We start from the raw sequence: 25210 nt of genomic DNA, 5'->3' as shown, positions 1-25210 counted from the left end.
TAATTATATGATTGGTATGGTAGTAGCTGGACATGGGAACTTTGCAACTGGAATGGGATCAAATATTGAACTTATTGCCGGACAACAAGAAAATTTTATTCTTTGTGATTTTATACAAGGAATGACCGCGGAAGATTTAAGCGGCGACTATATGAAAGCGCTTAACAAATTAAACGGCTTAGATGGAATAGTTTTCTTTACTGATATTCCTGGAGGAACACCATTTAATGAAGCAGTTAAAATAAAATTACTGCATAATAATGTAAGCGTTTTAACAGGATCGAATATACCGATGTTATTAGATATGTTATTTAACCGGGATTTGAACATGAGCGCGTTTATGGAGAAAGCACTGGATGCTGGTAAAAAAGGTATTATGCAATTTGAAACAAAAAAAAGAGTAGAAATAGATGATAATGGCATCTAAAGGAGAGCTTAATATGTTTGAGAAGAATGAAAAAGAGTTGGAAATAATGGGCGCAAATATTACAACAGGTGAAATTAAACAACAACCTGAACTTTGGACTGAGGCATTTAATAATTTTAGTGAAAAGTCAGACGAAATAAAGACATTTTTAAAATCAGTTAAATCTACCTCGAACGGGTTGATTCGGGTCATTTTTACAGGAGCAGGAACATCCGCTTATGTTGGTGATACTGTAACACCATACTTAAGTAACCACGGGGATCGTGCAAATTATCAGTTTGAAAGTATTCCAACAACCGATATCGTATCTGCACCATATGATTATTTAGTACCAGATGCTACGACTATTTTAGTTTCGTTTGCTAGGAGTGGTAATAGTCCTGAAAGTGTTGCCGCTGTTGAAATTTCAAGAAAAATAATTAAAAATTTATATCAAATTACAATTACTTGTGCTCCGGAAGGGAAACTTGCTGTTGGTACAAAAGATGACGAACGTAATTTGTTATTGATGATGCCTGCGCTGTCTAATGATAAGGGATTTGCAATGACTGGATCATACAGTTGTATGTCACTCTCAGCGTTATTAATTTTTGATACAACACGTAAGGATATTAAAGAAAAATATGTTGAGACTATTATTGCAATGGGTCATGAAGTGATTAAACGTGAAGCTGAAATAAAAGCTGTTATTGATATGGAATTTGATCGGGTTGTCTATCTTGGGTCCGGAAGTTTATCGGGATTAACAAGAGAGGCACAGTTGAAAATTCTTGAACTAACGGCAGGTAAGCTAACAACAATGTTTGATTCTTCAATGGGGTTCCGACATGGACCTAAATCGTTCGTCAACGAGAAAACATTAGTTTTTGTATTTGTTAACAATCAAGAATATACACGTCAATACGATATTGATATTTTAGAAGAAGTGAGTGGAGATAAAATTGCCGCTAAAGTAATTGGGATTGATATTGAGGGACAGAATAACTTTAGTGGTGATCGTTTCACATTTGAATCAGGAGATGCCCTTTTACCAGAAGGATATCTGGCTCTTGCTGATGTTATGTATGCGCAAACTATTTCATTATTAAGTTCAGTAAAAGTGGGAAACACACCAGATACACCTTCACCAAGCGGTACCGTAAATCGTGTAGTTAAAGGTGTAACTTTACATGCCTATAAATAAAAATTTCAAGGAGGAATTTATTATGACAACACCAAACATTTTACTTGCAAGAATTGATAACAGACTTGTTCATGGACAGGTTGGTATGACATGGGTTAATACGATTGACGCTAATCTAGTTGTAGTTGCGAATGATGAGGTTTCTAAAGATGATGTACAGCAAAGTTTAATGGAGATGGTTATTCCTGAAACTGTTGGAATCCGCTTTTTCGATATTAAAAAAACGATTCGTATTATTGGTAAAGCCTCGGATAAACAAAAAATATTATTAGTTGTTCGTACGCCAGAAGACATGGCTAAAATTATTGAAGGAGGTGTCCCAATTAAGAAAGTAAATATTGGTAATTTACATTTTTCAGAAGGGAAGAAACAATTATCGGCAACTATCTCAGTCGATGATACCGATGTTCAAGCATTCAATAAAATGCATGATTTGGGTGTTGAACTAGAGGTTCAAGGTATTCCGAATGAAAAGGCATCAGATATGATGCGCTTACTGAAAGAATATTAAAAACGTAAATATAATAATAAAAAGGAGGAAATTTATATGTTAGTACAAGCGTTATTAATTGGACTATGGGCTGGTATTGCCGGTATCGATATGTATAGTGGTTTAACACATATTCATAGACCAATCGTTACTGGTGCAGTAGTTGGTCTAATATTAGGAGATTTTCAAACCGGCTTAATTGTTGGTGGTACATTAGAATTAGTTTGGGCTGGAATGGTTCCACTTGCTGGAGCACAGCCACCTAATGTTGTTATTGGTGGAATTATGGGAACCGCATTTGCAATTATTGCTCATCAAACACCAACATTAGCAGTTGGTATTGCCGTACCATTTGCAGTTGCCGTACAAGGTTTAGTTACATTACTATTTACAGCTTACTCACCAGTTATGCATAAAATGGATGAATACGCGATGGAAGGTAATGATAAGAAAATTGATCGATTGAACTACATGGGTCCGCTAATCTTGTTTGTTTTCTACTTCATTATGGCGTTCTTACCAATCTTCCTCGGTGCAAGTAAAGCGCAAGGAATGGTTGAAGCCGTTCCTGCATGGATCTTAACAGGATTAAGTACGGCCGGTGGTATTATGCCAGCTGTTGGATTTGCCATGTTGTTAAAAATTATGTGGAAGACAGCGTACGCACCATTCTTCGCAATTGGATTTGTTGTTGCAGCATATGGTAACTTACCAATCTTAGGAGTCGCAATCATTGGTATTTCAATCGCTGCTTATGATTTCTTTATTGGTGGAGCAAAATCTGATAATGGTGGAAAAAAAGTAGCAACCGTAACAGTTAATGAAGAGGAGGACTATAGTGATGGCATCTAAAAAGAAATTTGATCGCAATGATGTTGTGATCCCAGATACTTATAACGATCCTACTGTTGAAAAGGTAATTACAAAAAAAGATTTAAACAAAATGGTTTGGCGTTCACTACTTTTACAGGCTTCATTTAATTATGAACGTATGCAAGGTGGTGGGTGGACTTATAGTTTAATTCCTGGATTGAAAAAAATTCATAAAGATAAAGAAGATTTCTCATATGCAATGCTTGATCATTTACAATTTTTTAATACACATCCATTTTTAGTAACATTTGTTCAAGGTGTTATTTTAGCAATGGAAGAAAATAAAGAAAATAGATCAACTATTCGTGGTATCAAAGTAGCAATGATGGGACCTTTAGGTGGTATTGGGGATGCGATGTTCTGGTTAACGTTGCTACCTATTACAGCCGGAGTTGGGGTTTCATTATCAATGAATGGAAATCCACTTGGACCGATCTTATTCCTTGTTGTCTTTAATGCAGTGCATTTTGGGTTACTATTCTGGTTAATGAATTATGGGTATAGAACTGGTACTCGTGCTATTTCGAGTATGAAGGAAAATACAAAAAAAATATCACGTGCTGCGTCGATAGTTGGATTAACTGTTGTTGGAGCCTTGGTTGCAACATACGTTAACTTTAAATTTGGTGTTGTGATTCATGCTGGGAAAATTGATATTGATTTACAAAAAGGTGTTATTGATAAAGTGATGCCGGCATTATTACCGCTTCTTTATACATTCTTCTGTTACTGGATGTTGAAAAAAGGTAAATCTCCATTGATGTTGATTGGGCTCACAGTAGTTGTTGGCTTAGTAGGTGCATTCTTCAAGTTATTCTAGAAGAGGCCTGCGGAACTAGACTATGGATAATGGGCTAGTTTCTTTTTAACAAAAATAATATAGGAGGCATTACTGGTGGAAATATATTATATTCATGCAGATAAGTTTTTCTTGAAAAACACGGTTGAAAATGAAGGGTACTTGGCAATTATTGATGGTAAATTTGGTGATTATCAACAAGAAAAACCTGATGGTGATATCAAAGAATATACGGGTAAATGGATTGCACCAGGGCTTGTAGATACACATGTCCATGGTTTAAAGGGATATGATGTGATGGATAACGATTTTGAGGGCGCAAAAATGATGTCTGAAGGTTTATTAGAATGTGGCGTTACTTCATTTCTGCCGACAACATTGACGGCAGCTCCAGAAACGTTGAACGAAGTTATTTCTGACTTTGGTAAGCGTCATGGTGAAGTACGTGGTGCAAAAATACAGGGTATCTTTTTTGAGGGTCCATTTTTTACTGAAAAACACAAAGGTGCGCAAAATCCTAAATACTTTTTAGATCCAAGTATAGATATTTTTGAGCATTGGCAAAAATTAGCGCATGGACTTATTCGAAAAATTGCGATTGCACCTGAGCGAAAGGGTGTTAAAGAATTTACTGAGGCCTTAACTAAACAAGGGGTCAAAGTAGCATTGGGGCATAGTGATGCTACGTTTGATCAAGCTAAATCTGCAGTAGAATCTGGTGCATCTATTTTCGTTCATACGTATAACGGAATGAGCCCACTTAATCATAGAGAGCCAGGGATGGTTGGCGCAGCAATGTCATTAAGTAGTGTCTATGATGAACTAATTTGTGATGGTCAACATGTTAATCCGGCATCTGCTAAAATTTTAATTAACGTTAAAGGAGCAGACCACATTGTATTAGTAACTGATTGTATGCGTGCTGGTGCAATGCCTGATGGAAATTATACATTAGGTGAGTTCCCAGTTGTTGTTAAAGATGGCGCCGCAAGGTTAGAGTCAGGAAGTTTAGCTGGTAGTGTCTTAAAATTAATGGAAGCAGTTAAAAATGTTGTTGATTGGAATATTTCTACTCCTGAAGAAGCAATCCAAATGGCTAGTTATGTGCCCGCTAGAAGCGTTGGAATTGATGATAAGTGCGGAAGTATTGCGGCAGGTAGAGATGCTGACTTCATTGTTTTAGATCATGATTTAAATTTTGAGGAAACATATTTAAATGGTACTTTAAAATATAAAAAATGATATTAACTGATTCTTTATTAAGAGCTAGTCGGAGTAAACGGTATTTATGATTGTTAAGTTATTTTTAATTGGTATGTAAAAAATGAAATTTTAAAAACCTTTTCATATTCTTCAAAGATAGAATTATAAGTGGATGAGAGAAGTAAAAAAATAATAAAGGACGGAATAAAAATGACACCAAATAAATTGGCAGGACTTAAAGCACTTTCAAATGAAAAAGGCGTAATTGCAGCATTAGCAATTGATCAACGAGGATCTTTAAAAAAAATGTTGGCAGCAGCAGCAAATAAGCCAGCAAATGAAGAAGATATCGTTGAATTTAAAAAAGTAATTTCATCAGAATTAACACCATACGCTTCAGCAATATTACTTGATCCAGAATATGGTCTTCCAGCAGCAAAGGTCCGTAATGCAAGTACTGGATTACTAGTTGCATACGAAAAAACGGGTTATGATGTTACTACCCCAGGTCGCTTACCTGACTTATTACCAGATTGGTCAGTTCGTCGTCTTAAAGAAGAGGGCGCTGACGCTATTAAATTCTTACTTTATTATGATATAGACGAAAATGCTGAGATTAATAATATGAAACATGCATATATGGAGCGTCTTGGTTCAGAATGTGCTGCAGAAGATATGCCATTATTTTTAGAATTGGTTTCTTATGATGCAACTAATGACGATGTTAAAGGTTCAGAGTATGCTAAAGTAAAACCTCATAAAGTTATTGAAATGATGAAAGAATTTTCTAAACCTGAATATAAAGTAGATGTACTTAAAGTAGAAGTGCCAGTCAATATGGATTATGTGGAAGGGTTTAACGACGATAATGAGGTGGTATATTCTAAGACAGAAGCATTAGATATATTTAAAGAACAAAGTGATGCAACCAAATTACCATTTATTTTCTTAAGTGGTGGTGTATCGGCACAATTATTCCAAGATACTTTAGTATTTGCTCATGAAGCAAAATCAACATTTAATGGTGTACTTTGTGGACGTGCAACATGGAGCAAAGGTATCGAACCATTTGCTAAAGATGGTGAAGAAAAAGGTAAAGAATGGATGAACACAGTTGGTAAAAAGAATATTGAAGATTTAAATGTCGTTCTTGAAAGTACTGCTACATCGTGGTTTGATAAGGTATTAAAATAGTAAAATAAAGAGGCTAAACGTCATGTTTAGCCTCTTTATTTTTAATGATTTAGTAATGAAAAAAAGTAGAAGTGAAATAAATTTATTTGCTAGCTTTCTTTGTTCGAATTGCATAAGAATCTAAAAGTATACGGCTCATTACCTGTAATGGTAAACGAGATTTAACTTCAAATTCAGGGAAATATGAAATTTCAGATTTAAATCCGATAAACACGGAATCTGAATATTTAATAAGTGGACTTAATTTGTTGGTTGTTAATACAATAATATCGGCTCCATTTTTATACGTATTTTTAGCACCTTCAAGGAGTTCTGCAGTAGTTCCGTTCAATGAAATAATAATTAAAATATTATTATATGTAATCCTGTGACTAATTTGTTTAATAATATTGGGATCCGTAAAACTGACACAATTTTTATTTAATAATTCAAATTTTGTTAGCATTTCAATTGCAATTAATTCAGAAAAACCCCTTGAGAAAATGTATATTTTTTTTGAACGTTTAATTTTTTGAACTGTTTTTTCTATGGTATTAACGTCAAGCATACGTAGTGTGTTATTAAGTTCATGTTCATTCTTCATAATGACTTGTTGGATATCGTGATCCATATTCTGAATATTCTTATATTTTTTTTCTTTTTCTTTAGTAATTATAGATTGTTTAAAATCCATATAACCGCTGTAGCCTTTTTTTTTGAGCGTTCGTACGACTGTAGCGGTTGATACATGAGCTAAATCGCTAAGGTTGGTTATTGTTAATATCGGAATATCTTCTAGGTTATCTTGAATGACTTGCCAAAGAATCTTTTCGGAGTTACTAAGAGACATTACTGGTCACCTCACCTTGATTGTTTGTTTATTTTCAATTGTAGCATACAAAATCATATATTGAAAACCTTTTCATTTCTGTCAGATGTAGTATTGGTAGGTAGAAGAAAGGGGTAAAAATTATGATATATACATGTACATTGAATCCAGCTATTGATCTTTTTATCCAAACCGATGAAATGAAAAAAAATATTGTTAATAGAACGGAAAATTATGAAATACAAGCGAATGGTAAAGGAGTTAATGTTAGTTTTATTCTAAAAAAGAAAGGCGTAGAAAGTACTGCTATTGGAGTTGGTGGAGGATTTACTAATGCGTATATTGAGTCTGAGTTGGCAAGGTGCAATATAAAAACTGATTTTGTACATATCGATGCTAATACACGAATTAATGTTTTTACAAGAGTAATTCAGCAAGATACGGAGTATAAATTAGTAAATAAAGGTCCACATGTTAGTGATGATGAAATAAATCAGTTCATGGATAAGATTCAAAATTTAGATGAAAAGGATACATTAGTTGTATCTGGTAGTTTATCTGACGGAATCTCTGAAGAAATTTTAATTAGTATCGCAAAGCAGGCGCAGGAAAAAGGATATAAGCTAGTTTTGGATACTAGTTATCAAACCGTACTGGATACATTGAAATATAATCCTTATATTTTAAAACCAAATGATGAAGAATTAATGAGTTGGTTTGGCGTAGAACATAAACTATCTCAACATGAATTGATAACTTATTCAAAAGAATTAATTAAATTGGGTGCACAAAATATTTTATTATCATTGGGTGGCGGTGGTGCAATGTTTATAAATAAAGAGGTTGTGTTATATGGAACTGTCCCTAAAGGAACCGTTGTTAACACGGCTGGGGCCGGCGACACCATGTTGGGAACTTTTTTAGCAGGGGTAGCGATAGGGGACAAAAAAATAGAAGAAGTATTTAGAGAAAGTATAGCAGCCGCGAGTTCAACGGCATTTTCAAAAGGGTTAACAGATTTTTCGAATGTAAAAGAGCTGACTAAGCAGGTAAAAATATCTAATATTAAGGAGGAATTAAGATGACAAAATATAAAATAATTGCAGCTACTGGATGTCCAACAGGAATTGCGCATACATACATGGCGCAAGAGGCCTTAGAACAAGCCGCTAAAAAAAGAGGTATATCAATTAAAGTTGAAACTCATGGTCAAAGTGGTATAGAAAATGCGTTTTCACAACAAGAAATTGATGATGCTGATGGTGTAATAATTGCGTCAGATAAAGATGTAGATATTGATCGATTCGATGGTAAAAAAATGATAAATGTGTCAGTTACGAAAGGTATGAAAGAGGCAGATGTATTAATTGATCAAATATTGACAGATGATAATTTACCTACCTATCATCGAAAAGGAGCAAAAATTTCATCGAATGAAGAAACAGTAAATTTATCTGGCTCATTTTGGCACAAAATGTATGTGTACGTGATGAATGGAGTGTCACATATGTTACCAATAGTAGTTGCTGGGGGAGTGTTAACAGCCGTATCATTTTTTTGGGGAATTAATTCAGCAGACATAAAAAGCCCTCAATATAACGATATAGCACATTTATTGAACACTATTGGCGGATTTGCAATGAATCTTATGGTTCCAATTCTATGTGCCTATATAGCTGAGGCTATTGGTAAAAGACCTGGATTGATAGTTGGATTTGTAACGGGAATGATAGCATATACAAATGGAACGGGATTTTTAGGTGGAATAATTGGTGGATTTTTAGCAGGGTATACGATTTTAATATTACAGTTCTTATTAAAAAAACTACCTAAATCATTAGATGGACTGAAAGCCATTTTTATTTTACCTGTAATTGGAGTATTTTTATCAGGCTCTATTATTTGGTATCTATCAGTTCCAATGGCAACAATTAATGAAGGAATGATGACGTTTTTAAAGGGTTTAGAAAATTCAAGTCCCATTCTATTAGGATTAGTTGTTGGAATTATGTGTGCTTCAGATATGGGTGGGCCAATTAATAAAGCAGCATATTTAACCGGAACAGCTCTTTTAGCACAGGGAAATTATTTCTTTATGGCAGGAGTTTCTGCAGCGTGTATTGCGCCACCATTGGCAACAGGGTTTGCTGTACTGTTCAACAAAAAAGCATACTCAGATAAAGAGCGCAGCGCAGGTTACGTTAACTTTTTATTAGGATCAACTCATATTACAGAAGGTGCAATTCCATTTGCGGCAAAGAATCCGCTACTAAATATTCCTGCATTTATGGTTGGTTCTTCGATTGCTGCGATTTTAACCTATGTAACTAGAATTAGTGTACCGGCTCCACATGGTGGATTTATTGTATTACCGTTAGTGAATAAACCATTACTGTGGGTATTATGGATTATTATTGGATCACTTGTATCTGCTGTCTTACTAGCCGCTATTGCTGGTCGCCAAGCTAAAAAAAATAATAGTTTAGTGATGAATGTAGGTAGTAATACCAACTTTGAACAAGAGCAAGATAATGATATAAAAATGAATGAAAATGAATTCGATAATATATTGAAAAGAAAAAACATTGAATTGAACGTAGCCGTTTCTGATAAAGAAGAACTCTTACATTTTTTAGCAAATTTTGCTAAAAAATTAGGATATACGAATAATGAAAGTTATATTTTAAATAAGTATAAGATTCGTGAGTCTGAGGGAACGACAGGGATGGAAAAAGGCATTGCGATACCTCATGCACAGGATGAATCGATTAATAAATCAGCAATGCTAATTGTTAAATTACGTGAGCCTATTGAATGGGAAACATTTGATAATCAGCCAGTAGATACAGTTATCTCATTTCTAATTCCAGAAAAAGATGATGGAAAGCATTTACAGTATTTATCAAATACATCGAAATTACTTGTCCATGACTCATTTGTGGAAGAATTAAAAAAATCGAATACAGTTGATGATATATACAACCTATTTAAAGAAAATATTAATAAGTAGATAAAATTGAGCTACAAAGCTACGTATATACTAAAAAAGTACAAGTGTTTAATGATAAGCGAAAATTCATTCTAAGTAAACAAGTTCAAATTTTGTTGACTATTAGAATGGATTTTTTTAGTTCGCCTTTTATTTAGCTAGTCCATAGCTAGTATCAATATAAGAATAAACAGTGTCTAAATTATTTTGGCCATTTAATAAAATTGAAACCCAGTGTTTTTTATTCATATGGTACCCTGGAAAAATTTGATTTTTGTCTATTTTATTGATGAGCAGGTCAGGATCCATTCGAATATTAAGTATTTCAACTAATTTCTCGGAATCCAAGCCTATTTTAGTTGCTGGAATTTTCATTAAAGCGGCATACCATTTTTTAGAATCTGATCGACGTAAAACAGCGTCATTTGGAAACTGTTTCCAGAGGAATTCTAGATTGGTCTGATAATGTTCTTGTACATAATTAATGATAGATTGTGAATCAGCAGTTTGGAATACTGGAGTAGTTTCAAAACAACTAGCAACAATTAAATCCAGTTGTTCAATCACTGATTTTCTGATTGAACTGACAAATGATCCTGTTGCAGACTGATTTTTATAAAGTGTATATTCTTCTTTAGTTAGAGCATCAATAATAGTAGTATTAATTTTTTCAGAGGGGGAAATTGAGACGGTTAGTATAAATTGATTATTAAGAATTGAAACTTGATAATTATAGATTTCTTCTGCTGTTTTTGTAAAACCATATGGAATCAATGAATCTACCTTTAGTTTCAAATGACTAAATGAATTATAAGCAAAAAAGTCTGTTAGCATAGTGCATCTCCTTTTATAAATTATATAAACAATTAACAGTAGCATACCTTATATTTCTAATTTTAGACTTTAAAGGACTAATTATATAGTATAAAATAGAAAAATTAATATAGACTATTTTATCTAGGAATAAATTGAGTTAAACTGTACTATTATGATTCATTTAACTAGGAGATTTAATCATGCAAAAGACGTTGATTGCGGCAATTATTGTTATTAATTTTATATTTATCTGTTATTTTATGCGTGATTTAATGAGACATAAATCAGACTTCATGAAAGAACCGGCCAGTTCAGTATGGACACCAATATCGCAGATTGTTATTTTTTTCTTTTCTACTTTTGGAATTTCAGATTTTGCCATATCAACAGCAATATACCAGAAAGCTAATTGGGTTTCTATGAAAAAATTACCAGGTACGTTAAATGCGCAAGATGTTATTCCAATATTTGTCATGTCGCTGGCGTATATTACAAGTATCAATGTTGGTACTAAGACGTTACTAGTCTGTATTATTTGCCAAGTGCTGGGTGCTTATATTGGTCCGAGATTTGTTGTTAGATTACCTGAAAATAGTATTAGATCATTTGTTATCGTTGGATTACTTGTTGCAACCGCGTTAATCATCGCTGGTAAATTAGGCCTAATCACTGCTAGTGGGACCGCTACCGAACTATTTGGCTGGAAATTAGTTGTAACAGGATTTTTATTATTTATTTATGGCGCATTAAATAATATTGGAATAGGCTCATTTTCATTAACAATGGCAACTGTCTATGCGATGGGAATGGATCCGATTGCTGCATTTCCAATTATGATGGGGGGATGTGCATTTTCTTTACCAATAGGAAGTATGCAATTTATAAAACTCAATCAATATTCTAGAAAAATAACCTTATTTTCTGTTTTTGGTATTATAGGTGTTTTAGTTGCGGTACTTTTAGTTAAGAATATTAATACAAGTGTGATTCAATGGATTGTTATTGTAGTATTATTGTATTCTGCATACAGCCTATATATAGGTAATAAAGAAGCTAAACTAATCAGAGATAAAAATAAATAAGCAAGCATATTTTAATTGAAAATGGCTAATCTGATATATACTTATAAAAAGTAAGCATATTAGTGGAGGTAGCAAAAATGAAAAGTATAGAAAAAGAAACAACGGTAAGTGAATTAATGGATAAAATTAAAGATGGAAAGTATATCCTATTTTTTTCTGCAACATGGTGCCCAGATTGTGCTTTTATTAAACCTGAAATGCCTAATATTGAATCAGAATATACTGAATACACATTCTTAGCTGTCGATCGAGATGAAAATATGGACTTAGCTGTTGAGTTAAGTGTCTTCGGTATTCCAAGTTTTATTGCATATGAAAATGGTAAAGAAACAGGACGTTTAGTTAATAAAAATCGTAAAACGAAACAAGAAGTAGAAACATTTATTAATAGTATTCCTGCGTAATTAAAAAGATTAGTTAGTATGAATAATCTGCTTTGAATTAAAAATACCCATCGAGTAAACAAGGTTTTACAGTAACTTGTTTACTCGATGGGTATTTTTAATTATTTATTTTTATCAAACACTAAGTGCGTTTATCAGAGCATCTGCTGAATGTTCAATACTTTCTTTTGTTAACGATTGATCAAAAAGAAGATAACCAAGTACAATACCACCTATAGTTGACCAAATAACCTTAAGAATTTCGAGATTATCCCAACTGACAATTAGTTTTTTTTCTTTTAGTGTATCAATAGTTGAATTGAGTGCCGTCCAGTATGGGGCGGGAATATTTTCTAATAACTGTTTAACAACCGATTTATCATAAAGTAGTTCAGAAATGAAAATTTTAAGAACTTTAGCATTTTCTTGCAAAAAAATAATTCTATTTTTTAACAAAGGACGAATTAATGAATCCAAAGTTAAATTTGAATGATCAATGGACTCGTCTAATAAGTCGTGCATTGCAGAAGGTAAGATGGATTTAATGACAGGGGCAATAATGGCGTTAAGTAAGCCTTGTTTATTGTTATATTTACTAAAAATATTACCTTCAGCCACGCCAGCTTTTTTTGCAATTTCTTTTGTACTTGTATTTGCATAGCCTTTTTCTGAGAATAATTCAATTGCGGCGATTAAAATTTGTTTTTGTTTATCTGTTATATCTCTAAATAAATCCGAGTTGGCATATAATTTTAATTCAGAATTTTTAATAATATTCACCATCCTATTTATAGCCCTATTATGACACAATTGATAGCGATGACAAAAGACAAACTTATTATTTTGATAGTTTATATTTAAAAGTTAGGGTTGACTAAACTTGTGGATAGGTTATAATCGTATTTGTAATTGATTGAGTGCTCACTCAAAAAGAAAAGAGGAATATGATTATGTTTAAAAATAAATTTTTAGGTTTCGCCATTTTAGTTTCGGTATTACTTACATTTATTATGGTGGTGATGCAAATCCCATCTGTAAAATCAGAGCTCAAAGATGTACCTGTTGCCATTGTTAATGAAGATAGTGGTAAGCAAGGTAACAAAATCGTTGAAAATCTAACTAGAAGCAAAAATAAGGCGTTAGATTGGCATATCGTTAAGAGTGATAAGGCACTTAAGAGTGCAATGGATAAACAACATTATTATGCGGCTATTGTAATTCCAAAAGATTTCTCGGCATCAATTGGAAAATTAGCTGATCCAACAACAAAAGATGTTACAAATGTAACTGTTGTAACAAATGAAGCAAAAAATGCTACATTGTCAACGACTTTAGGTTCGACACTATCAACAATAGTTACAAAAATTGGTGGTGGTATTTCAGCCGGAATTTTAACAAATATGGCAAAAGCCAATATGAGTGTCCCCGCTGTGACTGCATTGAAGTTAAATAACCCAATCACTGTAAAAACAACCGTTAGACATTCAACCGCTGGATTAACATCAGCGAATAGTTCGTTCTTCCAACCCGTCTGGATTGCAAGCATGGTTATTAGTTTATTATTATTCTACGCTGGAGATTCAAGAGAATTTAAATCAATGAAACACAAGTTTTCATTTAAATCATCATTCATTATCTCAGCTGTAGCACTTGCAATTTTAACTGGATTTGCAACAGCTACGTATGCGACATGGATTTTAGGATTTGATTTTACACATTTTATAACAATTGCATCGTTCTTATCATTTACAAGTTTTGCTTTTATAATGTTATTCTCAGGGGTATTGACATGGATTGGTTTCCCAGGGGTAATTATATTTGTCCTCTTACTATTTTTCTCAATTCCTTTATTGGCAATGGCACAACCATTAGTACCTCAATTCTACCAAGATTGGGTTCTTCCATGGTTACCAATGCGTTTCTTGTATGATGGTGCTCGCAGCATTCTTTATTATGGAGCATCTTTCTGGAACAGTTCTACAATGGGCCTAACTTATGTCTTAGCAATCGGTAGTGTCTTGTTTTTTGCCGAAGGATTATCACCCAAACATCGTAAAGTTGAAAAAGAAATTAACGATAAAATTAAAGAGATGGAAGTTAAATAGAATTCTTTAAATGAATCTTGAAATAAATTAAAAACCTCAGGGTAATCACCTTTTTAAGTGATTGCCCTGAGGTTTTTAATTTATTAATTATGGTTTTATTTTTGTCCACTTTGAATAAAAAAGTTAGCATGTTTATAGTTATAAATAGTTTGAGAAAGATCAAAAGGTTCACCGCTTACTGTATAAAAAAGTTCATCAATATAGAGTCCAGGCGAATTTTCTGGTAGTTCTAAAAGGGTTGATTCTGTCTTTTTAAGGGTGTCTGTACGTAAATATTTATCGGAGAAACCTATTTTTAATTTTAAAACTTCTTTCAAGTAATTAAAAATAGACTCACTGATTATTTCGCGATTAAGATAAGGAACAAGTTTTTTTCGATAGTAGGATCTCTCAATACAGAGAACTTGATTATCGATGTAACGAATTCTTTTTATTAAATAAACTTCCTCACCCGGAGCACAATTTAATTCCCTGGCTACATCAGCATTGGGTAGTTCAACTTTTAAATCAATCACTTTTGTAGATAATTTACTGTTTTCTAAATCTTTTGTAAAGCCCATGTTCGTCATTAGAGCGATGTAACCGTCTCTTTTTTGACGACGAACAAAAATTCCGCTACCTTGTACTTGATAAATAATACCCTTATCTTCTAAAGTTGTGAGAGCTTTAACGAGTGTCGTCTTACTGACGGCATATTTGGCAATAAGTTCATTTAGACTAGGGAGTTGCGTCCCTTGATTCAAATTTTTATTTTTAATTGCAAGCTCAATTTGATCAGCAATTTCTTGATACTTTAACATTTCATGCCTCCATTAAAATAATGTATCCTTTATTGTATAACATTGTTCCCGCCTTGTACATCTAGATGAAAAGGGTTACAAAAAAAGTGTTGACTTATTGTGCACGTACAATTAAAATATACATATACAAAGATTTGTAAGGGTTTACAATTTTTTTCTATTTATTCGTTTTTATCTGAGGAGGAGAAAAATATGGCAAGTAAGGTTAGAGATTATACAAAATTAGCTACAGATATTTTAGAAGCAATTGGTGGAGAAAAAAATTTAGCAGGAGCAACGCATTGTGCGACACGGTTACGACTAGTGCTACATGAGGTTCCTTCAGATGCTAAAGAAAAAATATCAGCAATGGCAGGCGTTATCACTGTTGTTGAAAGTGGTGGACAATTCCAAGTAGTTATTGGACCACATGTTGCGGATGTTTATGATGCATTCTCAGCAATGATTGATAGTTCAGAAGTAGAGGAAGTAGAAGCACCAAAAACAAGTATAATGAATCGAGTTATTGCAACAATGTCTGCGGTTTTTGCCCCATTCGTTTACATATTGGCCGCGGCAGGTATTATTCAAGGGAGTTTAATTCTAATTACTTTAGCTATGCCAAATTTTCCTAAAAGTGGTACATATCAAGTTTTAAGCTTTATTTCTTGGGCACCATTTACGTTCTTACCAATATTTATTGCCATAACGGCAGCTAAACATTTTAAAACAAACAGTTTAATCGCTGTTGCATGTTGTGCTGCATTAGTTAGTCCCACATGGGCAGAGATGGCTGGAACTATTGCTAGCGGTACAAGTATTAACTTTATGGGTATTCCATTATCTCAAACAGTTTATACATCATCAGTATTGCCACCATTATTTTTAGTTTGGATTCTTTCTTATCTTGAAAGATTCTTGAGTAAAAAGATACCTGACATTATTAAAGAACTTGCTGTTCCATTATTATGTCTATTAATTATGGTTCCTTTAACAATCTTAATTATTGGACCACTTTCATCTCTTGGAGCTGAAGGAATCGCAAAAGGATATAATTATTTAGTTAAAGTTGCACCACCTTTAGCAGGTGTTATTATTGGTGGTTTCTGGCAAGTACTTGTTATTTTTGGTATCCATTGGGGTGTTACGCCAATGGTTATGGCCAATTTCAAAATGAATGGAATGGACTCATTTCAGGCTTTTCAAACAATTGCAGTGGTCGCACAAGTTGGTGCTGTTTTAGGTGTATTTATTAAGTCTAAGAACAGAGAATTAAAAAATATATCTCTTTCAGCATTTATTACAGGATTATTTGGGATTACAGAACCAGCAATTTATGGTGTGACATTAAGATTTAAAAAACCATTTATCTTTGGTTGTATTTCAGGAGCGTTTGGTGCATTAATTACAAGTTTCTTTAATTCATATTATTTTGCTTATGCTGGACTACCAAGTTTATTAACCATTGTAAATGCAATTAGTCCTAAATACCCACACTCATTTATTGGTATGGTTGTTGGATGTATTGTAGCAATTGTGGGTTCAGTTCTACTTGTTCAAATTTTTGGTACGGGTGAAACAGTTAGTGAAGTCGCAACAATGGAAGCACAGTTAGATGATGCACCAGCTAAGGTCGCACCAGTTATGAGTACGCCAGTAATAAATGCACCAGGCGTTGTTAATAGCCCTGTAACAGGGAAAGTAATTGCGTTAACAGAAGTAGAGGATGAAGTATTTTCATCTGGTGCAATGGGCAAAGGTGTTGCTGTAAATCCAACGGATAATAAAATATATGCACCATTTGATGGTCAGGTTGTCATGACTACAGAGACACAACATGCGATTGGATTAAAATCTGTAGATGGTGTAGAAGTTTTAATTCATATTGGAATGGATATCGTTGAATTAAAAGGAAAATATTTTGCAACACAAGTTAAAAATCATGATTATGTAAAAATGGGTGATTTACTTGTTGAATTTGATCAAGAGAAGATAAAAGAATCAGGATTTTCAGTAGTAACACCTGTAATTGTGACTAATTCAGATGATTACGAAGATGTTATTGCGTATACGCAAAATGAAATTCACCATGGAGAACCAATAATGGAATTAATTCCAAAAGGAGAAAAATAAAATGTCTAAATTACCGAAGGATTTTTTGTGGGGTGGCGCTTTGGCTGCTCATCAGTTTGAAGGCGGCTGGAATGTTGATGGAAAAGGGCCAAGTGTTATTGATGTGATGACTGCAGGAGCAAATGGTGTTCCGCGGGAAATTACGGAAACTATTGAAACAGATAAATTTTATCCGAATCATGATGCAATTGATTTTTATCATCATTACAAAGAAGATATTCAATTTTTCTCTGAAATGGGATTGAAGTGCTTACGAACATCAATCGCGTGGTCACGTATTTTCCCAATGGGAGATGAAAGCGAACCAAATGAAGCGGGATTACAATTTTATGATGATGTTTTTGATGAATTATTAAAAAAAGGTATTCAACCAGTGATTACCCTATCGCATTTTGAAATGCCACTCCATTTAGCTAAAGAATATGGTGGTTTTAGAAATCGTAAATTAATTGATTTTTTTGAAAATTTTGCTACGGTTTGCTTTAAACGTTATCAATCTAAAGTAAAATATTGGATGACATTTAATGAAATTAATAATCAAATGGATACAAATAACCCCATCTTTTTGTGGACTAATTCTGGAGTTATTGTGAACGATGGTGAAAATCCCAAAGAAATTATGTATCGAGTTGCACATAACGAACTCTTGGCTAGCGCTAAGGCGGTTATTGCTGGTAAAAAAATTAATTCTGATTTTGAAATAGGATGCATGGTATCACACGTACCAATTTATCCTTATTCATGTGATCCGGAAGATATCATGGCTGCTGAAGAGGCAATGCATCAACGCTTCTTTTTCCCAGATGTTCATGTTCGTGGAGAATACCCACGTTATGCACTAAAAGAGTTTGAACGTCACAATTATGATGTTGGGATTCAAGAAGGCGATATGGAGATATTGAAAAAAGGGACAGTTGATTATCTAGGATTCAGTTACTATATGTCAACAGTTGTTAAAGCAGATGCTGAAGCAGATCATTTAGGTGATGTTGTGAATGGTGGACTACCTAATGGGGTTCCTAATCCGTATATTAAATCTAGTGACTGGGGCTGGGCAATTGATCCCGATGGTTTACGATATACGTTAAATCGATTATATGATCGCTATCAGTTACCGTTATTTATTGTTGAAAATGGTTTTGGCGCGATTGACAAGCTTGAAGATAATCATGAAATTCATGATCCTGAACGTGTAAGTTATCTAAAAGAACATATTGAAGCAATCGAAAAAGCAGTTGATTATGATGGTGTTGAAGTCTTAGGATATACACCATGGGGTGTTATTGATTTAGTATCATTTACAACTGGTGAGATGAAAAAGCGTTATGGTATGATTTATGTTGATCGTGATAATGAGGGCAATGGATCGATGAAACGTTATAAAAAAGACTCATTTACTTGGTATAAAAATGTAATTGAAACAAATGGAGAAAGTCTTTAAAAGTTATTATAGAAAGAAAAAGCATCTCATTTATTAATAAATGAGATGCTTTTTGATTAATAAAAAAACAAATGACAACCGGTTGACATAAAAATATAAACAGGTTATACTTTGGTTATTCTTTCAGAAAGCGCTTTCTAAAAGTTGAGTTTATAGGTACAGGCAATTGCTATTTTTTAGTGAAATGGGACATTTATTAAACAAATAGAATGGGGTAAATAGAATGGAAAACAAAGTAAACGTAGATACAAATCAAGTTGAAGAAATTCCTCTTTTTCGAAAACTAAGTTATTCACTTACAGATTTTGGCGGAAATATTCTATTTGTAAGTATTAGTACGTACTTGTTATATTTTTATACAGATGTTTTTGGAATTGGGATTGGTGTAGCTGGAACTATCTTGCTCGTCACACGATGCGTTGATATGTTTGATGCACCAATATGGGGCTTTTTAATTGATCATACACATACAAAATGGGGACAAAGTCGGCCGTATTTCTTGTGGTTATGTGTACCATTTGCATTCTTTACATGGTTAACATTTACTACACCGAATTTATCGGGATCGTCCAAAGTTATCTATGCATCAGTTGTTTACGTCATTGCAGGAATTATATATACCGGAATTAGTACCCCTATGACGTCGATTTTACCTAACTTAACAAATGATTCAGACCAAAGAACGGTTTTGAATTCATATCGAATGGTTGGAGGAAATGTTGGTCTATTGGTTGCTAATGGTGTTGTTTTACCATTAGTTCAAATATTAGGGCAAGGAAATGATCGTAAAGGATTCTCATATGCAATGATTATTTTAGGGATTATCTCCATTATTGCCTTTTTAATTGCCTTTTTAAATTTACGAGAAATTAATACAACGATTACGAAATCAATATCATTAAAACAGAGTGTTAAAGCAACAAAAAGTAATTGGCCTTGGATTTTATTGGTTATTTCCAACTTATTCTATTGGATTGGAACAACTGTTAGAAGTTCAGGCATGATTTATTATTTTCAATATAATATCCATGCAAAATCATTAGTCGCAGTTGCTGGTTCTTTATCTGTTGTTGCTGTTATAGGGATGATATCAATTCCATTACTTGTTAAACGTACAAATAAAAGAACGGTTCTAATTGGAGCACTATTGATGGGAGCAATCTGTAACATGTTGCTTCAAGCAGTTGGTAGTAATCAAGTTTGGGTTGTTATCTTATATTGCCTAGGATCAATTGGAACGGGTGTTGCAGCTGCAATGCCATTCCTAATGTTGGCTGATGCGGTTGATTTTGGTCAATGGAAAACAGGAATCAGAGCCAGTGGCTTTTTAACAGCTATTGGAAGTGCATTCTGTGTTAAAGCAGGTAGTGGGATTGGCGGATTTATTCCATCACAAGTAATGCAATTCTTTGGATATATACCCAATCACACTCAAACGAGTCAATCTTTATTAGGCATTAACTTAAGTTTTATCTGGATTCCAGCCATGCTGTTCATACTTGCTGCAGTTCCAATGTTTTTCTATGGTAAATTTGAACGAAATGAAGATAAAGTTAGATTAGAATTAGCTAAAAAAGAAGCAGCTTAAAAAGTTAATGGTGGGGATAATGGTTTTGCTTATTTTATGGTAAACTAAGAGTACTAAAAGTTAAGCGGTAACAATTTAACTAAAATTAGACGACTTAGGAGCAAATAAAATGCAAAATCCAAAACTTGATGATGTCGCTGAATTGGCAGGCGTTTCTAAAACGACTGTATCTAGGGTGTTGAACAATAGAGGTTATCTTAGCGAAAAGACAGTTAAAAAGGTTCGTGATGCTGTGAAAGAGTTACATTATCAGCCTAATGATGTTGCAAGACAATTATTTAATAAAGAAACAAAACTAATAGGGCTTATTTTCCCAACCATTGCGAATCCTTTTTTTGGACAATTAGCTTACCATTTAGAAACGAAACTTTTTAATAGAGGTTATAAGGTTCTTATCGGTAACTCAAAAAATGATTCAGAAAAAGAAGTGACTTATTTACGTAAACTAATGGCAAATCAAGTTGATGGGCTAATTGTTGGAGCACATAATGAAGGAATTGAAGAATATCATAATACAAATTTACCAATTGTCGCAATTGATAGAATTATGAATGGTGATATTCCGGTCGTTTCTTCTGATAATTATAGTGGCGGTAAAATGGCAACAGAATTGCTATTAGAACATGGGGCAACCTCAATTGTACATACAAATGGACCTTATGATTTAGAAACGCCTGCTCGAGATAGACGTAGGGCATACGAGAAAATTATGAGTGAACATGGGTTGCCAGCCGTAACGTATACAATTGATTTTAATTGGACAGAAACAGAAAAAACAAAAGTTATTAAAAGAATTTTTGAGGATCTTAAACGAGTGGATGGTATTTTTGCTTCGAATGATACAGACGCTAGTTTGATCATAAAAATAGCTAGAGAATATGGCAAACGAGTACCTGAAGATTTACTTGTTATTGGCTATGATGGGACAGATGTTGTTCGATTATTTAAACCAGAACTAACAACAATTATTCAACCAATTGAACAGATGGCTGATGCAGCTATTGATATTTTAATGAAGAAAATAGAAGGTAAAGAGACACCTATGCAAGTAGTACTACCGGTACAATTATATAAAGGAGAAACGGCATAGTAGGTGCGTTTTTATTTTAAGATAATGACAACCGGTTAACATATAGAACGAGGAGAAGACAATTTTGAAAAATGAAACGATTAATTATCCAGAGGTAACTGATGAAAGATATCGATTAAAGTATCATATTACGGCACCAGCAGGTTGGATGAATGATCCAAATGGGTTTTGCTTTTTTAAAGGGTACTATCACATCTTTTATCAACATCATCCAAATTCAACACAGTGGGGACCAATGCATTGGGGTCATTCAAGAAGTAAAGATTTAGTTAATTGGGAAAGCTTACCAATTGCTTTGGTTCCTGGTGATCAAGAAGATCAGGATGGCTGTTTTTCAGGTAGCGCAATTGTGAAGGATGAGCGTCTCTATTTAATTTATACAGGACATAATTTGAAAGACAAAAATGATCCGGATAGTTATTGGCAGAATCAAAACCTAGCCGTTAGTGATGATGGCATAACTTTTGAAAAATTTGCTGGTAATCCAGTGATTTCAATGCCTCCTGTAGATAATGATGCTGATTTTAGAGATCCAAAAATTTGGTTTGAAAATGGAAAATATAATATTGTAATCGGAAGCAAAAATAAGGATGGCTTGGGTCGAGTTCTTATGTATAACTCAGATGATTTAGAACATTGGGACTACTTAGGACCTATTGCAACTGCTAAATCAGTTGATTCTGAAGGATTCGTTTGGGAATGTCCTGACCTTTTCGAAATTGACGGACAAGACGTTTTAGTAATGTCACCACAAGGAATTAAAGCTGATAAATTAAAATATAGAAATTTCTTCCAAACAGGATATCTGACTGGAAAATTTGATGAAGAGACACATTCATTACATCATGGTGAGTTCACTGAATTAGATTATGGACATGATTTCTATGCAACACAATCAATGGTTACGCCTGACGGTAGAAGGATCATATTTGCATGGATGGACATGTGGGAGAGCCCCATGCCAGAACAGGAAGATGGTTGGGCAGGCGCACTAACATTTCCAAGAGAATTAAATATGAAAAATGGTAAATTATTGATGACACCAGTTGAAGAAATTAAAAAATTGCGCGAAAAAGTATTATTAGATGTCACTAAACCTAAGGATACAACCACTATTTTTGAAGCCCCTACAAAGAGTTTTGAGTATTTAGCGAACTTTAATGGGCAAGAAAATGTCAGCGTTAAAATTAAAAATAGCGATAATAAATTATTAATAAAAGTTAGCTATCAAGCTGCAACAGGTAAGGTAACATTACAAAAGTATAATGACGATTTACTTCGAGAAACTAATGTGAGCGTTGCCAATGAATTGGATGTTCATTTATTAATGGACAACAGTTCAGCAGAATTATTTGTGAATAATGGAGAAGCATGTTTCTCTGAAAGGGTTTATGATGAAAAGGAACTTATAGTTGAAACAAGTAGCGATTCAACTAATTATGATATTAAAATATATGAACTTGGAGGAACAATGTAATGTTATTAGGAAGTATTGAAGCAGGTGGCACTAAATTTGTATGCGCGGTAGGTAACGAAGATTATCAAGTAAAGGATCAAATTCAAATTCCCACGACTACACCTGTTGAAACATTAACGGCAGTCGTAGACTATTTTAAGCAATTTGAAATAGCTGCACTTAGTGTTGCCTCATTTGGACCAATTGAAATCAGAAAAACGTCACCTAAATATGGATTTATCACGAAAACACCAAAACCGGGTTGGGGTGATACGGATTTCTTGGGATTTCTTAAGGGCAAACTGGATATTCCAACATTTTGGACAACGGATGTAAATGGTTCAGCTTACGGTGAATATACAATGTCGACATTGTTTAATGAGAAAATTAATTCACTTGTTTATTACACAATTGGAACTGGTGTGGGCGCTGGAGCAGTAATTGATGGCCACTTAGTTGGCGGTATTGGCCATCCTGAAATGGGCCATGTCTTAGTTAAGAGACATCCTGATGATCTTGATTTTAAAGGTGTCTGTCCATTTCATGGTGATTGTTTAGAGGGCTTAGTTGCTGGACCAACATTTGAAGCACGGACTGGTAAAAAAGGTAAAGATGTCCCATTAACAGACAAAACTTGGGATATTATGGCCTACTATATTGCTCAGGCTGCCGTTCAAACAACGTTAAGTTTACGTCCTAATAAAATTATTTTTGGGGGCGGCGTTACAAATGATGTTTTATTGGAAAAAGTGCGACATGAATTCAAAGAAATTTTAAATGATTATGTTGACGTTCCTCCATTAGATCAATATATTACAGCACCACAAGTTGCTAATAATGGATCAGCCAATGTTGGAAACTTCGCTTTAGCTGAAAAAATGTTATCTGAATGATAGGGTTATTTAACAAAATTGGAGGGTAAAATAATGACAAACAAAAATTATTATGATGTAACAAAATGGCCTATTGGTAACCCGTACGAAGATATTGGGGAAGTTATTAATAGTATTATTACTGATATTAAAAGTCATCAAACTGATAGTAATAGCAATGATGGTGGAAAACCAGGGGCAGTTATTTATCTACCACCAGCTGATTATCACTTGCGTACACAAGTCTTAATAGATATTAGTTTTCTTAAAATTCAAGGATCTGGGCATGGATTTACGTCATCAAGCATTCGGTTTAACGTACCACAAAACGAATGGTCAAATTTACATGAATTATGGCCTGGTGGTAGTCGTGTTCTTGTTGACCTCGATCCTAAAACAACGGATGAAGAATCTGAAGGTGCAGCTTTCTATGTTGCAAGAGAAGGAAATCCGCGTATTAGTTCAGTCGAATTTTCGAACTTTAATATTGATGGGTTACACTTTATTGATGATGGCACAGGCGAAAAAAATCCAGAAAATACGTATGTGAATGGTAAGACTGGAATTTATGTTGCAAGTGCACAAGATTCATTCCGTATTACAGAAATGGGTTTTGTTTACTTAGAACATGGTGTAACCATTTATAACGCAGATGCATTAACAATCCACGATAATTTTATTGCTGAATGTGGTAATTGTATTGAACTACGTGGATGGGGACAAGCTTCGAAAGTAACTGAAAATTTAATGGGCGCTGGATTTAATGGCTATACCATTTTTGCGGAAAACTTCGGAGGACTGCTAATTACGACTAATAATATTTTCCCAAGAGGTGCAAGTAGCATTTCATTATCTGGCGTGACGAAATCGTCTGTTACAAATAATCGCATTCATGCATTTTATCCCGGAATGGTTATTTTAGATGATAATTGCTCAGAGATATTGGTTTCTTCAAACCATATGCTGCATGATCAAGAACCGTGGGCGCCTATGCAACATCGAGATAATGGATTAGACGATTTATATGGGCTGTTATCAATTAGCGGTAATGATAATTCCGTCATTGGAAATCATTTTTCAGAAACGGTTGATCAAAACACGCTTAAACCAGTTGGTGCAACACCGGTCATTATCCGACTTGCTGCCGGACATGGTAATTATATTGCAAATAATAATGTTGTGGCTACAGAAATTCAATCAGGTAGTGGCGATTCAGCATTTTCTGCACAAGTAGATGCGTTACTAGCAACCGAAGAATTAAAAAAAGTCACAGTAACAACTGTTTTGGTTGAAAAGAAGTCAACGCAAAATACAATTTTAGATTCTGGAAGCAATGAACAAGTTATTTTGGATAAAAATGTGAATGCTTTTAGAGCAACACCAACCGTCCCAAAAAAACAGTAATTTTAAATAAATGATTTAATTTGTGCCACTTTGATAAAATAGGACTATAATGAAAGTTGAAGTTAGAACTTAATATAACTGTCCAAATCAAAAGA

The 25210-nt window shown here is 33.8% G+C and carries 23 protein-coding genes; 19 read left to right on the top strand and 4 right to left on the bottom strand.

Annotated elements, in window-relative coordinates:
- Window positions 1-7 precede the first annotated feature (7 nt).
- The 7 genes from agaF to lacD all read left to right on the top strand — a co-directional run bounded on the left by agaF (window position 8) and on the right by lacD (window position 6169).
- Window positions 8-427: a PTS galactosamine/N-acetylgalactosamine transporter subunit IIA gene (gene agaF, locus AC1RPR_RS01145; RefSeq protein WP_481761035.1), complete on the top strand. Its 420-nt coding sequence runs from the start codon at window positions 8-10 to the stop codon at window positions 425-427.
- A gap of 13 nt (window positions 428-440) precedes the next feature.
- Window positions 441-1610 carry an AgaS family sugar isomerase gene (locus tag AC1RPR_RS01140; RefSeq protein ID WP_481761034.1) on the top strand — a complete coding sequence of 390 codons (1170 nt, stop codon included), beginning with the start codon at window positions 441-443 and terminating at the stop codon, window positions 1608-1610.
- Between the two features lie 22 nt (window positions 1611-1632).
- On the top strand, window positions 1633-2121 hold the full coding sequence (agaV, locus tag AC1RPR_RS01135) for a PTS N-acetylgalactosamine transporter subunit IIB (RefSeq protein WP_481761033.1): 489 nt from the start codon (window positions 1633-1635) through the stop codon (window positions 2119-2121).
- Window positions 2122-2157: 36 nt separating this feature from the next.
- The gene (agaW, locus tag AC1RPR_RS01130) at window positions 2158-2952 is read left to right on the top strand and encodes a PTS N-acetylgalactosamine transporter subunit IIC (RefSeq protein WP_481761032.1); all 795 of its coding nucleotides are present in this window, start codon (window positions 2158-2160) and stop codon (window positions 2950-2952) included.
- Window positions 2942-3793: a PTS system mannose/fructose/sorbose family transporter subunit IID gene (locus AC1RPR_RS01125; RefSeq protein ID WP_481761031.1), complete on the top strand. Its 852-nt coding sequence runs from the start codon at window positions 2942-2944 to the stop codon at window positions 3791-3793. Before agaW ends, AC1RPR_RS01125 begins: the two co-directional genes overlap by 11 nt.
- A 75-nt stretch (window positions 3794-3868) precedes the next feature.
- The gene (gene nagA / locus AC1RPR_RS01120) at window positions 3869-5014 is read left to right on the top strand and encodes an N-acetylglucosamine-6-phosphate deacetylase (protein ID WP_481761030.1); all 1146 of its coding nucleotides are present in this window, start codon (window positions 3869-3871) and stop codon (window positions 5012-5014) included.
- A 171-nt stretch (window positions 5015-5185) separates the two neighbouring features.
- On the top strand, window positions 5186-6169 hold the full coding sequence (gene lacD / locus AC1RPR_RS01115) for a tagatose-bisphosphate aldolase (protein ID WP_481761029.1): 984 nt from the start codon (window positions 5186-5188) through the stop codon (window positions 6167-6169).
- Window positions 6170-6251: 82 nt separating this feature from the next.
- Here the strand turns inward: lacD and AC1RPR_RS01110 are convergent, their stop codons facing one another.
- Window positions 6252-6998, bottom strand: a complete 747-nt coding sequence (locus AC1RPR_RS01110; protein WP_481761028.1) for a MurR/RpiR family transcriptional regulator — start codon at window positions 6996-6998, stop codon at window positions 6252-6254.
- Between the two features lie 122 nt (window positions 6999-7120).
- Here AC1RPR_RS01110 and pfkB point away from each other — a divergent pair, with 122 nt between their 5' ends.
- Both pfkB and AC1RPR_RS01100 read left to right on the top strand, forming a co-directional pair.
- A complete protein-coding gene (gene pfkB / locus AC1RPR_RS01105) occupies window positions 7121-8062 on the top strand; it encodes a 1-phosphofructokinase (protein WP_481761027.1) in 942 nt (313 codons plus the stop codon).
- Complete coding sequence (locus tag AC1RPR_RS01100; RefSeq protein WP_481761026.1) at window positions 8059-9987, top strand: fructose-specific PTS transporter subunit EIIC; 1929 nt, start codon at window positions 8059-8061, stop codon at window positions 9985-9987. The genes pfkB and AC1RPR_RS01100 overlap by 4 nt, the downstream gene beginning before the upstream one ends.
- Window positions 9988-10116: 129 nt before the next feature.
- On the opposite strand, the gene AC1RPR_RS01095 is transcribed toward AC1RPR_RS01100, so the two are convergent.
- A complete protein-coding gene (locus AC1RPR_RS01095) occupies window positions 10117-10800 on the bottom strand; it encodes an MmcQ/YjbR family DNA-binding protein (protein WP_481761025.1) in 684 nt (227 codons plus the stop codon).
- Window positions 10801-10982: 182 nt separating this feature from the next.
- Between AC1RPR_RS01095 and AC1RPR_RS01090 the strand changes: the two genes are divergently transcribed.
- Both AC1RPR_RS01090 and AC1RPR_RS01085 read left to right on the top strand, forming a co-directional pair.
- A complete protein-coding gene (locus AC1RPR_RS01090; RefSeq protein WP_481761024.1) occupies window positions 10983-11864 on the top strand; it encodes a sulfite exporter TauE/SafE family protein in 882 nt (293 codons plus the stop codon).
- A gap of 77 nt (window positions 11865-11941) precedes the next feature.
- The gene (locus AC1RPR_RS01085; RefSeq protein ID WP_481761023.1) at window positions 11942-12268 is read left to right on the top strand and encodes a thioredoxin family protein; all 327 of its coding nucleotides are present in this window, start codon (window positions 11942-11944) and stop codon (window positions 12266-12268) included.
- 114 nt (window positions 12269-12382) lie between these two features.
- Here AC1RPR_RS01085 and AC1RPR_RS01080 read toward each other — a convergent pair whose 3' ends face one another.
- On the bottom strand, window positions 12383-13030 hold the full coding sequence (locus tag AC1RPR_RS01080; protein ID WP_481761022.1) for a TetR/AcrR family transcriptional regulator: 648 nt from the start codon (window positions 13028-13030) through the stop codon (window positions 12383-12385).
- A gap of 167 nt (window positions 13031-13197) precedes the next feature.
- Between AC1RPR_RS01080 and AC1RPR_RS01075 the strand changes: the two genes are divergently transcribed.
- Entirely contained in the window at window positions 13198-14352 is a 1155-nt protein-coding gene (locus AC1RPR_RS01075; protein WP_481761021.1) for a YhgE/Pip domain-containing protein, read from the top strand.
- 95 nt (window positions 14353-14447) lie between these two features.
- On the opposite strand, the gene AC1RPR_RS01070 is transcribed toward AC1RPR_RS01075, so the two are convergent.
- Window positions 14448-15152 carry a GntR family transcriptional regulator gene (locus AC1RPR_RS01070; RefSeq protein ID WP_481761020.1) on the bottom strand — a complete coding sequence of 235 codons (705 nt, stop codon included), beginning with the start codon at window positions 15150-15152 and terminating at the stop codon, window positions 14448-14450.
- A 192-nt stretch (window positions 15153-15344) separates the two neighbouring features.
- Here AC1RPR_RS01070 and AC1RPR_RS01065 point away from each other — a divergent pair, with 192 nt between their 5' ends.
- From AC1RPR_RS01065 to AC1RPR_RS01035, 7 genes are all read left to right on the top strand, one after another.
- Window positions 15345-17264 carry a beta-glucoside-specific PTS transporter subunit IIABC gene (locus tag AC1RPR_RS01065; RefSeq protein WP_481761019.1) on the top strand — a complete coding sequence of 640 codons (1920 nt, stop codon included), beginning with the start codon at window positions 15345-15347 and terminating at the stop codon, window positions 17262-17264.
- Window position 17265: 1 nt separating this feature from the next.
- On the top strand, window positions 17266-18705 hold the full coding sequence (locus AC1RPR_RS01060) for a 6-phospho-beta-glucosidase (RefSeq protein WP_481761018.1): 1440 nt from the start codon (window positions 17266-17268) through the stop codon (window positions 18703-18705).
- Between the two features lie 223 nt (window positions 18706-18928).
- Window positions 18929-20293: an MFS transporter gene (locus tag AC1RPR_RS01055; RefSeq protein ID WP_481761017.1), complete on the top strand. Its 1365-nt coding sequence runs from the start codon at window positions 18929-18931 to the stop codon at window positions 20291-20293.
- A gap of 109 nt (window positions 20294-20402) precedes the next feature.
- Window positions 20403-21383: a LacI family DNA-binding transcriptional regulator gene (locus AC1RPR_RS01050; protein WP_481761016.1), complete on the top strand. Its 981-nt coding sequence runs from the start codon at window positions 20403-20405 to the stop codon at window positions 21381-21383.
- 64 nt (window positions 21384-21447) lie between these two features.
- Complete coding sequence (locus AC1RPR_RS01045; protein ID WP_481761015.1) at window positions 21448-22860, top strand: glycoside hydrolase family 32 protein; 1413 nt, start codon at window positions 21448-21450, stop codon at window positions 22858-22860.
- Window positions 22860-23732 carry a fructokinase ScrK gene (scrK, locus tag AC1RPR_RS01040; RefSeq protein WP_481761014.1) on the top strand — a complete coding sequence of 291 codons (873 nt, stop codon included), beginning with the start codon at window positions 22860-22862 and terminating at the stop codon, window positions 23730-23732. Before AC1RPR_RS01045 ends, scrK begins: the two co-directional genes overlap by 1 nt.
- A 33-nt stretch (window positions 23733-23765) precedes the next feature.
- Complete coding sequence (locus AC1RPR_RS01035; RefSeq protein ID WP_481761013.1) at window positions 23766-25115, top strand: NosD domain-containing protein; 1350 nt, start codon at window positions 23766-23768, stop codon at window positions 25113-25115.
- Window positions 25116-25210 lie beyond the last annotated feature (95 nt).

The organism is Dellaglioa sp. CoH-57-MRSF-22 (assembly GCF_056781895.1).
Note: the sequence above shows the minus strand (reverse complement) of the source record. Positions and strands in the feature narration are given on the sequence as shown.

Bases quoted from the DNA above. Each gene is read 5' to 3' on its own strand.
- AC1RPR_RS01095 (WP_481761025.1), bottom strand. From the start codon at position 10,800: ATGCTAACAGACTTTTTTGCTTATAATTCATTTAGTCATTTGAAACTA.
- AC1RPR_RS01050 (WP_481761016.1), top strand. From the start codon at position 20,403: ATGCAAAATCCAAAACTTGATGATGTCGCTGAATTGGCAGGCGTTTCT.
- AC1RPR_RS01100 (WP_481761026.1), top strand. From the start codon at position 8,059: ATGACAAAATATAAAATAATTGCAGCTACTGGATGTCCAACAGGAATT.
- AC1RPR_RS01110 (WP_481761028.1), bottom strand. From the start codon at position 6,998: ATGTCTCTTAGTAACTCCGAAAAGATTCTTTGGCAAGTCATTCAAGAT.
- AC1RPR_RS01055 (WP_481761017.1), top strand. From the start codon at position 18,929: ATGGAAAACAAAGTAAACGTAGATACAAATCAAGTTGAAGAAATTCCT.
- agaV (WP_481761033.1), top strand. From the start codon at position 1,633: ATGACAACACCAAACATTTTACTTGCAAGAATTGATAACAGACTTGTT.
- AC1RPR_RS01035 (WP_481761013.1), top strand. From the start codon at position 23,766: ATGACAAACAAAAATTATTATGATGTAACAAAATGGCCTATTGGTAAC.
- AC1RPR_RS01075 (WP_481761021.1), top strand. From the start codon at position 13,198: ATGTTTAAAAATAAATTTTTAGGTTTCGCCATTTTAGTTTCGGTATTA.
- scrK (WP_481761014.1), top strand. From the start codon at position 22,860: ATGTTATTAGGAAGTATTGAAGCAGGTGGCACTAAATTTGTATGCGCG.
- AC1RPR_RS01090 (WP_481761024.1), top strand. From the start codon at position 10,983: ATGCAAAAGACGTTGATTGCGGCAATTATTGTTATTAATTTTATATTT.
- AC1RPR_RS01070 (WP_481761020.1), bottom strand. From the start codon at position 15,152: ATGTTAAAGTATCAAGAAATTGCTGATCAAATTGAGCTTGCAATTAAA.
- agaW (WP_481761032.1), top strand. From the start codon at position 2,158: ATGTTAGTACAAGCGTTATTAATTGGACTATGGGCTGGTATTGCCGGT.
- AC1RPR_RS01060 (WP_481761018.1), top strand. From the start codon at position 17,266: ATGTCTAAATTACCGAAGGATTTTTTGTGGGGTGGCGCTTTGGCTGCT.
- agaF (WP_481761035.1), top strand. From the start codon at position 8: ATGATTGGTATGGTAGTAGCTGGACATGGGAACTTTGCAACTGGAATG.
- AC1RPR_RS01125 (WP_481761031.1), top strand. From the start codon at position 2,942: ATGGCATCTAAAAAGAAATTTGATCGCAATGATGTTGTGATCCCAGAT.
- AC1RPR_RS01140 (WP_481761034.1), top strand. From the start codon at position 441: ATGTTTGAGAAGAATGAAAAAGAGTTGGAAATAATGGGCGCAAATATT.
- AC1RPR_RS01065 (WP_481761019.1), top strand. From the start codon at position 15,345: ATGGCAAGTAAGGTTAGAGATTATACAAAATTAGCTACAGATATTTTA.
- pfkB (WP_481761027.1), top strand. From the start codon at position 7,121: ATGATATATACATGTACATTGAATCCAGCTATTGATCTTTTTATCCAA.
- AC1RPR_RS01085 (WP_481761023.1), top strand. From the start codon at position 11,942: ATGAAAAGTATAGAAAAAGAAACAACGGTAAGTGAATTAATGGATAAA.
- lacD (WP_481761029.1), top strand. From the start codon at position 5,186: ATGACACCAAATAAATTGGCAGGACTTAAAGCACTTTCAAATGAAAAA.
- AC1RPR_RS01080 (WP_481761022.1), bottom strand. From the start codon at position 13,030: ATGGTGAATATTATTAAAAATTCTGAATTAAAATTATATGCCAACTCG.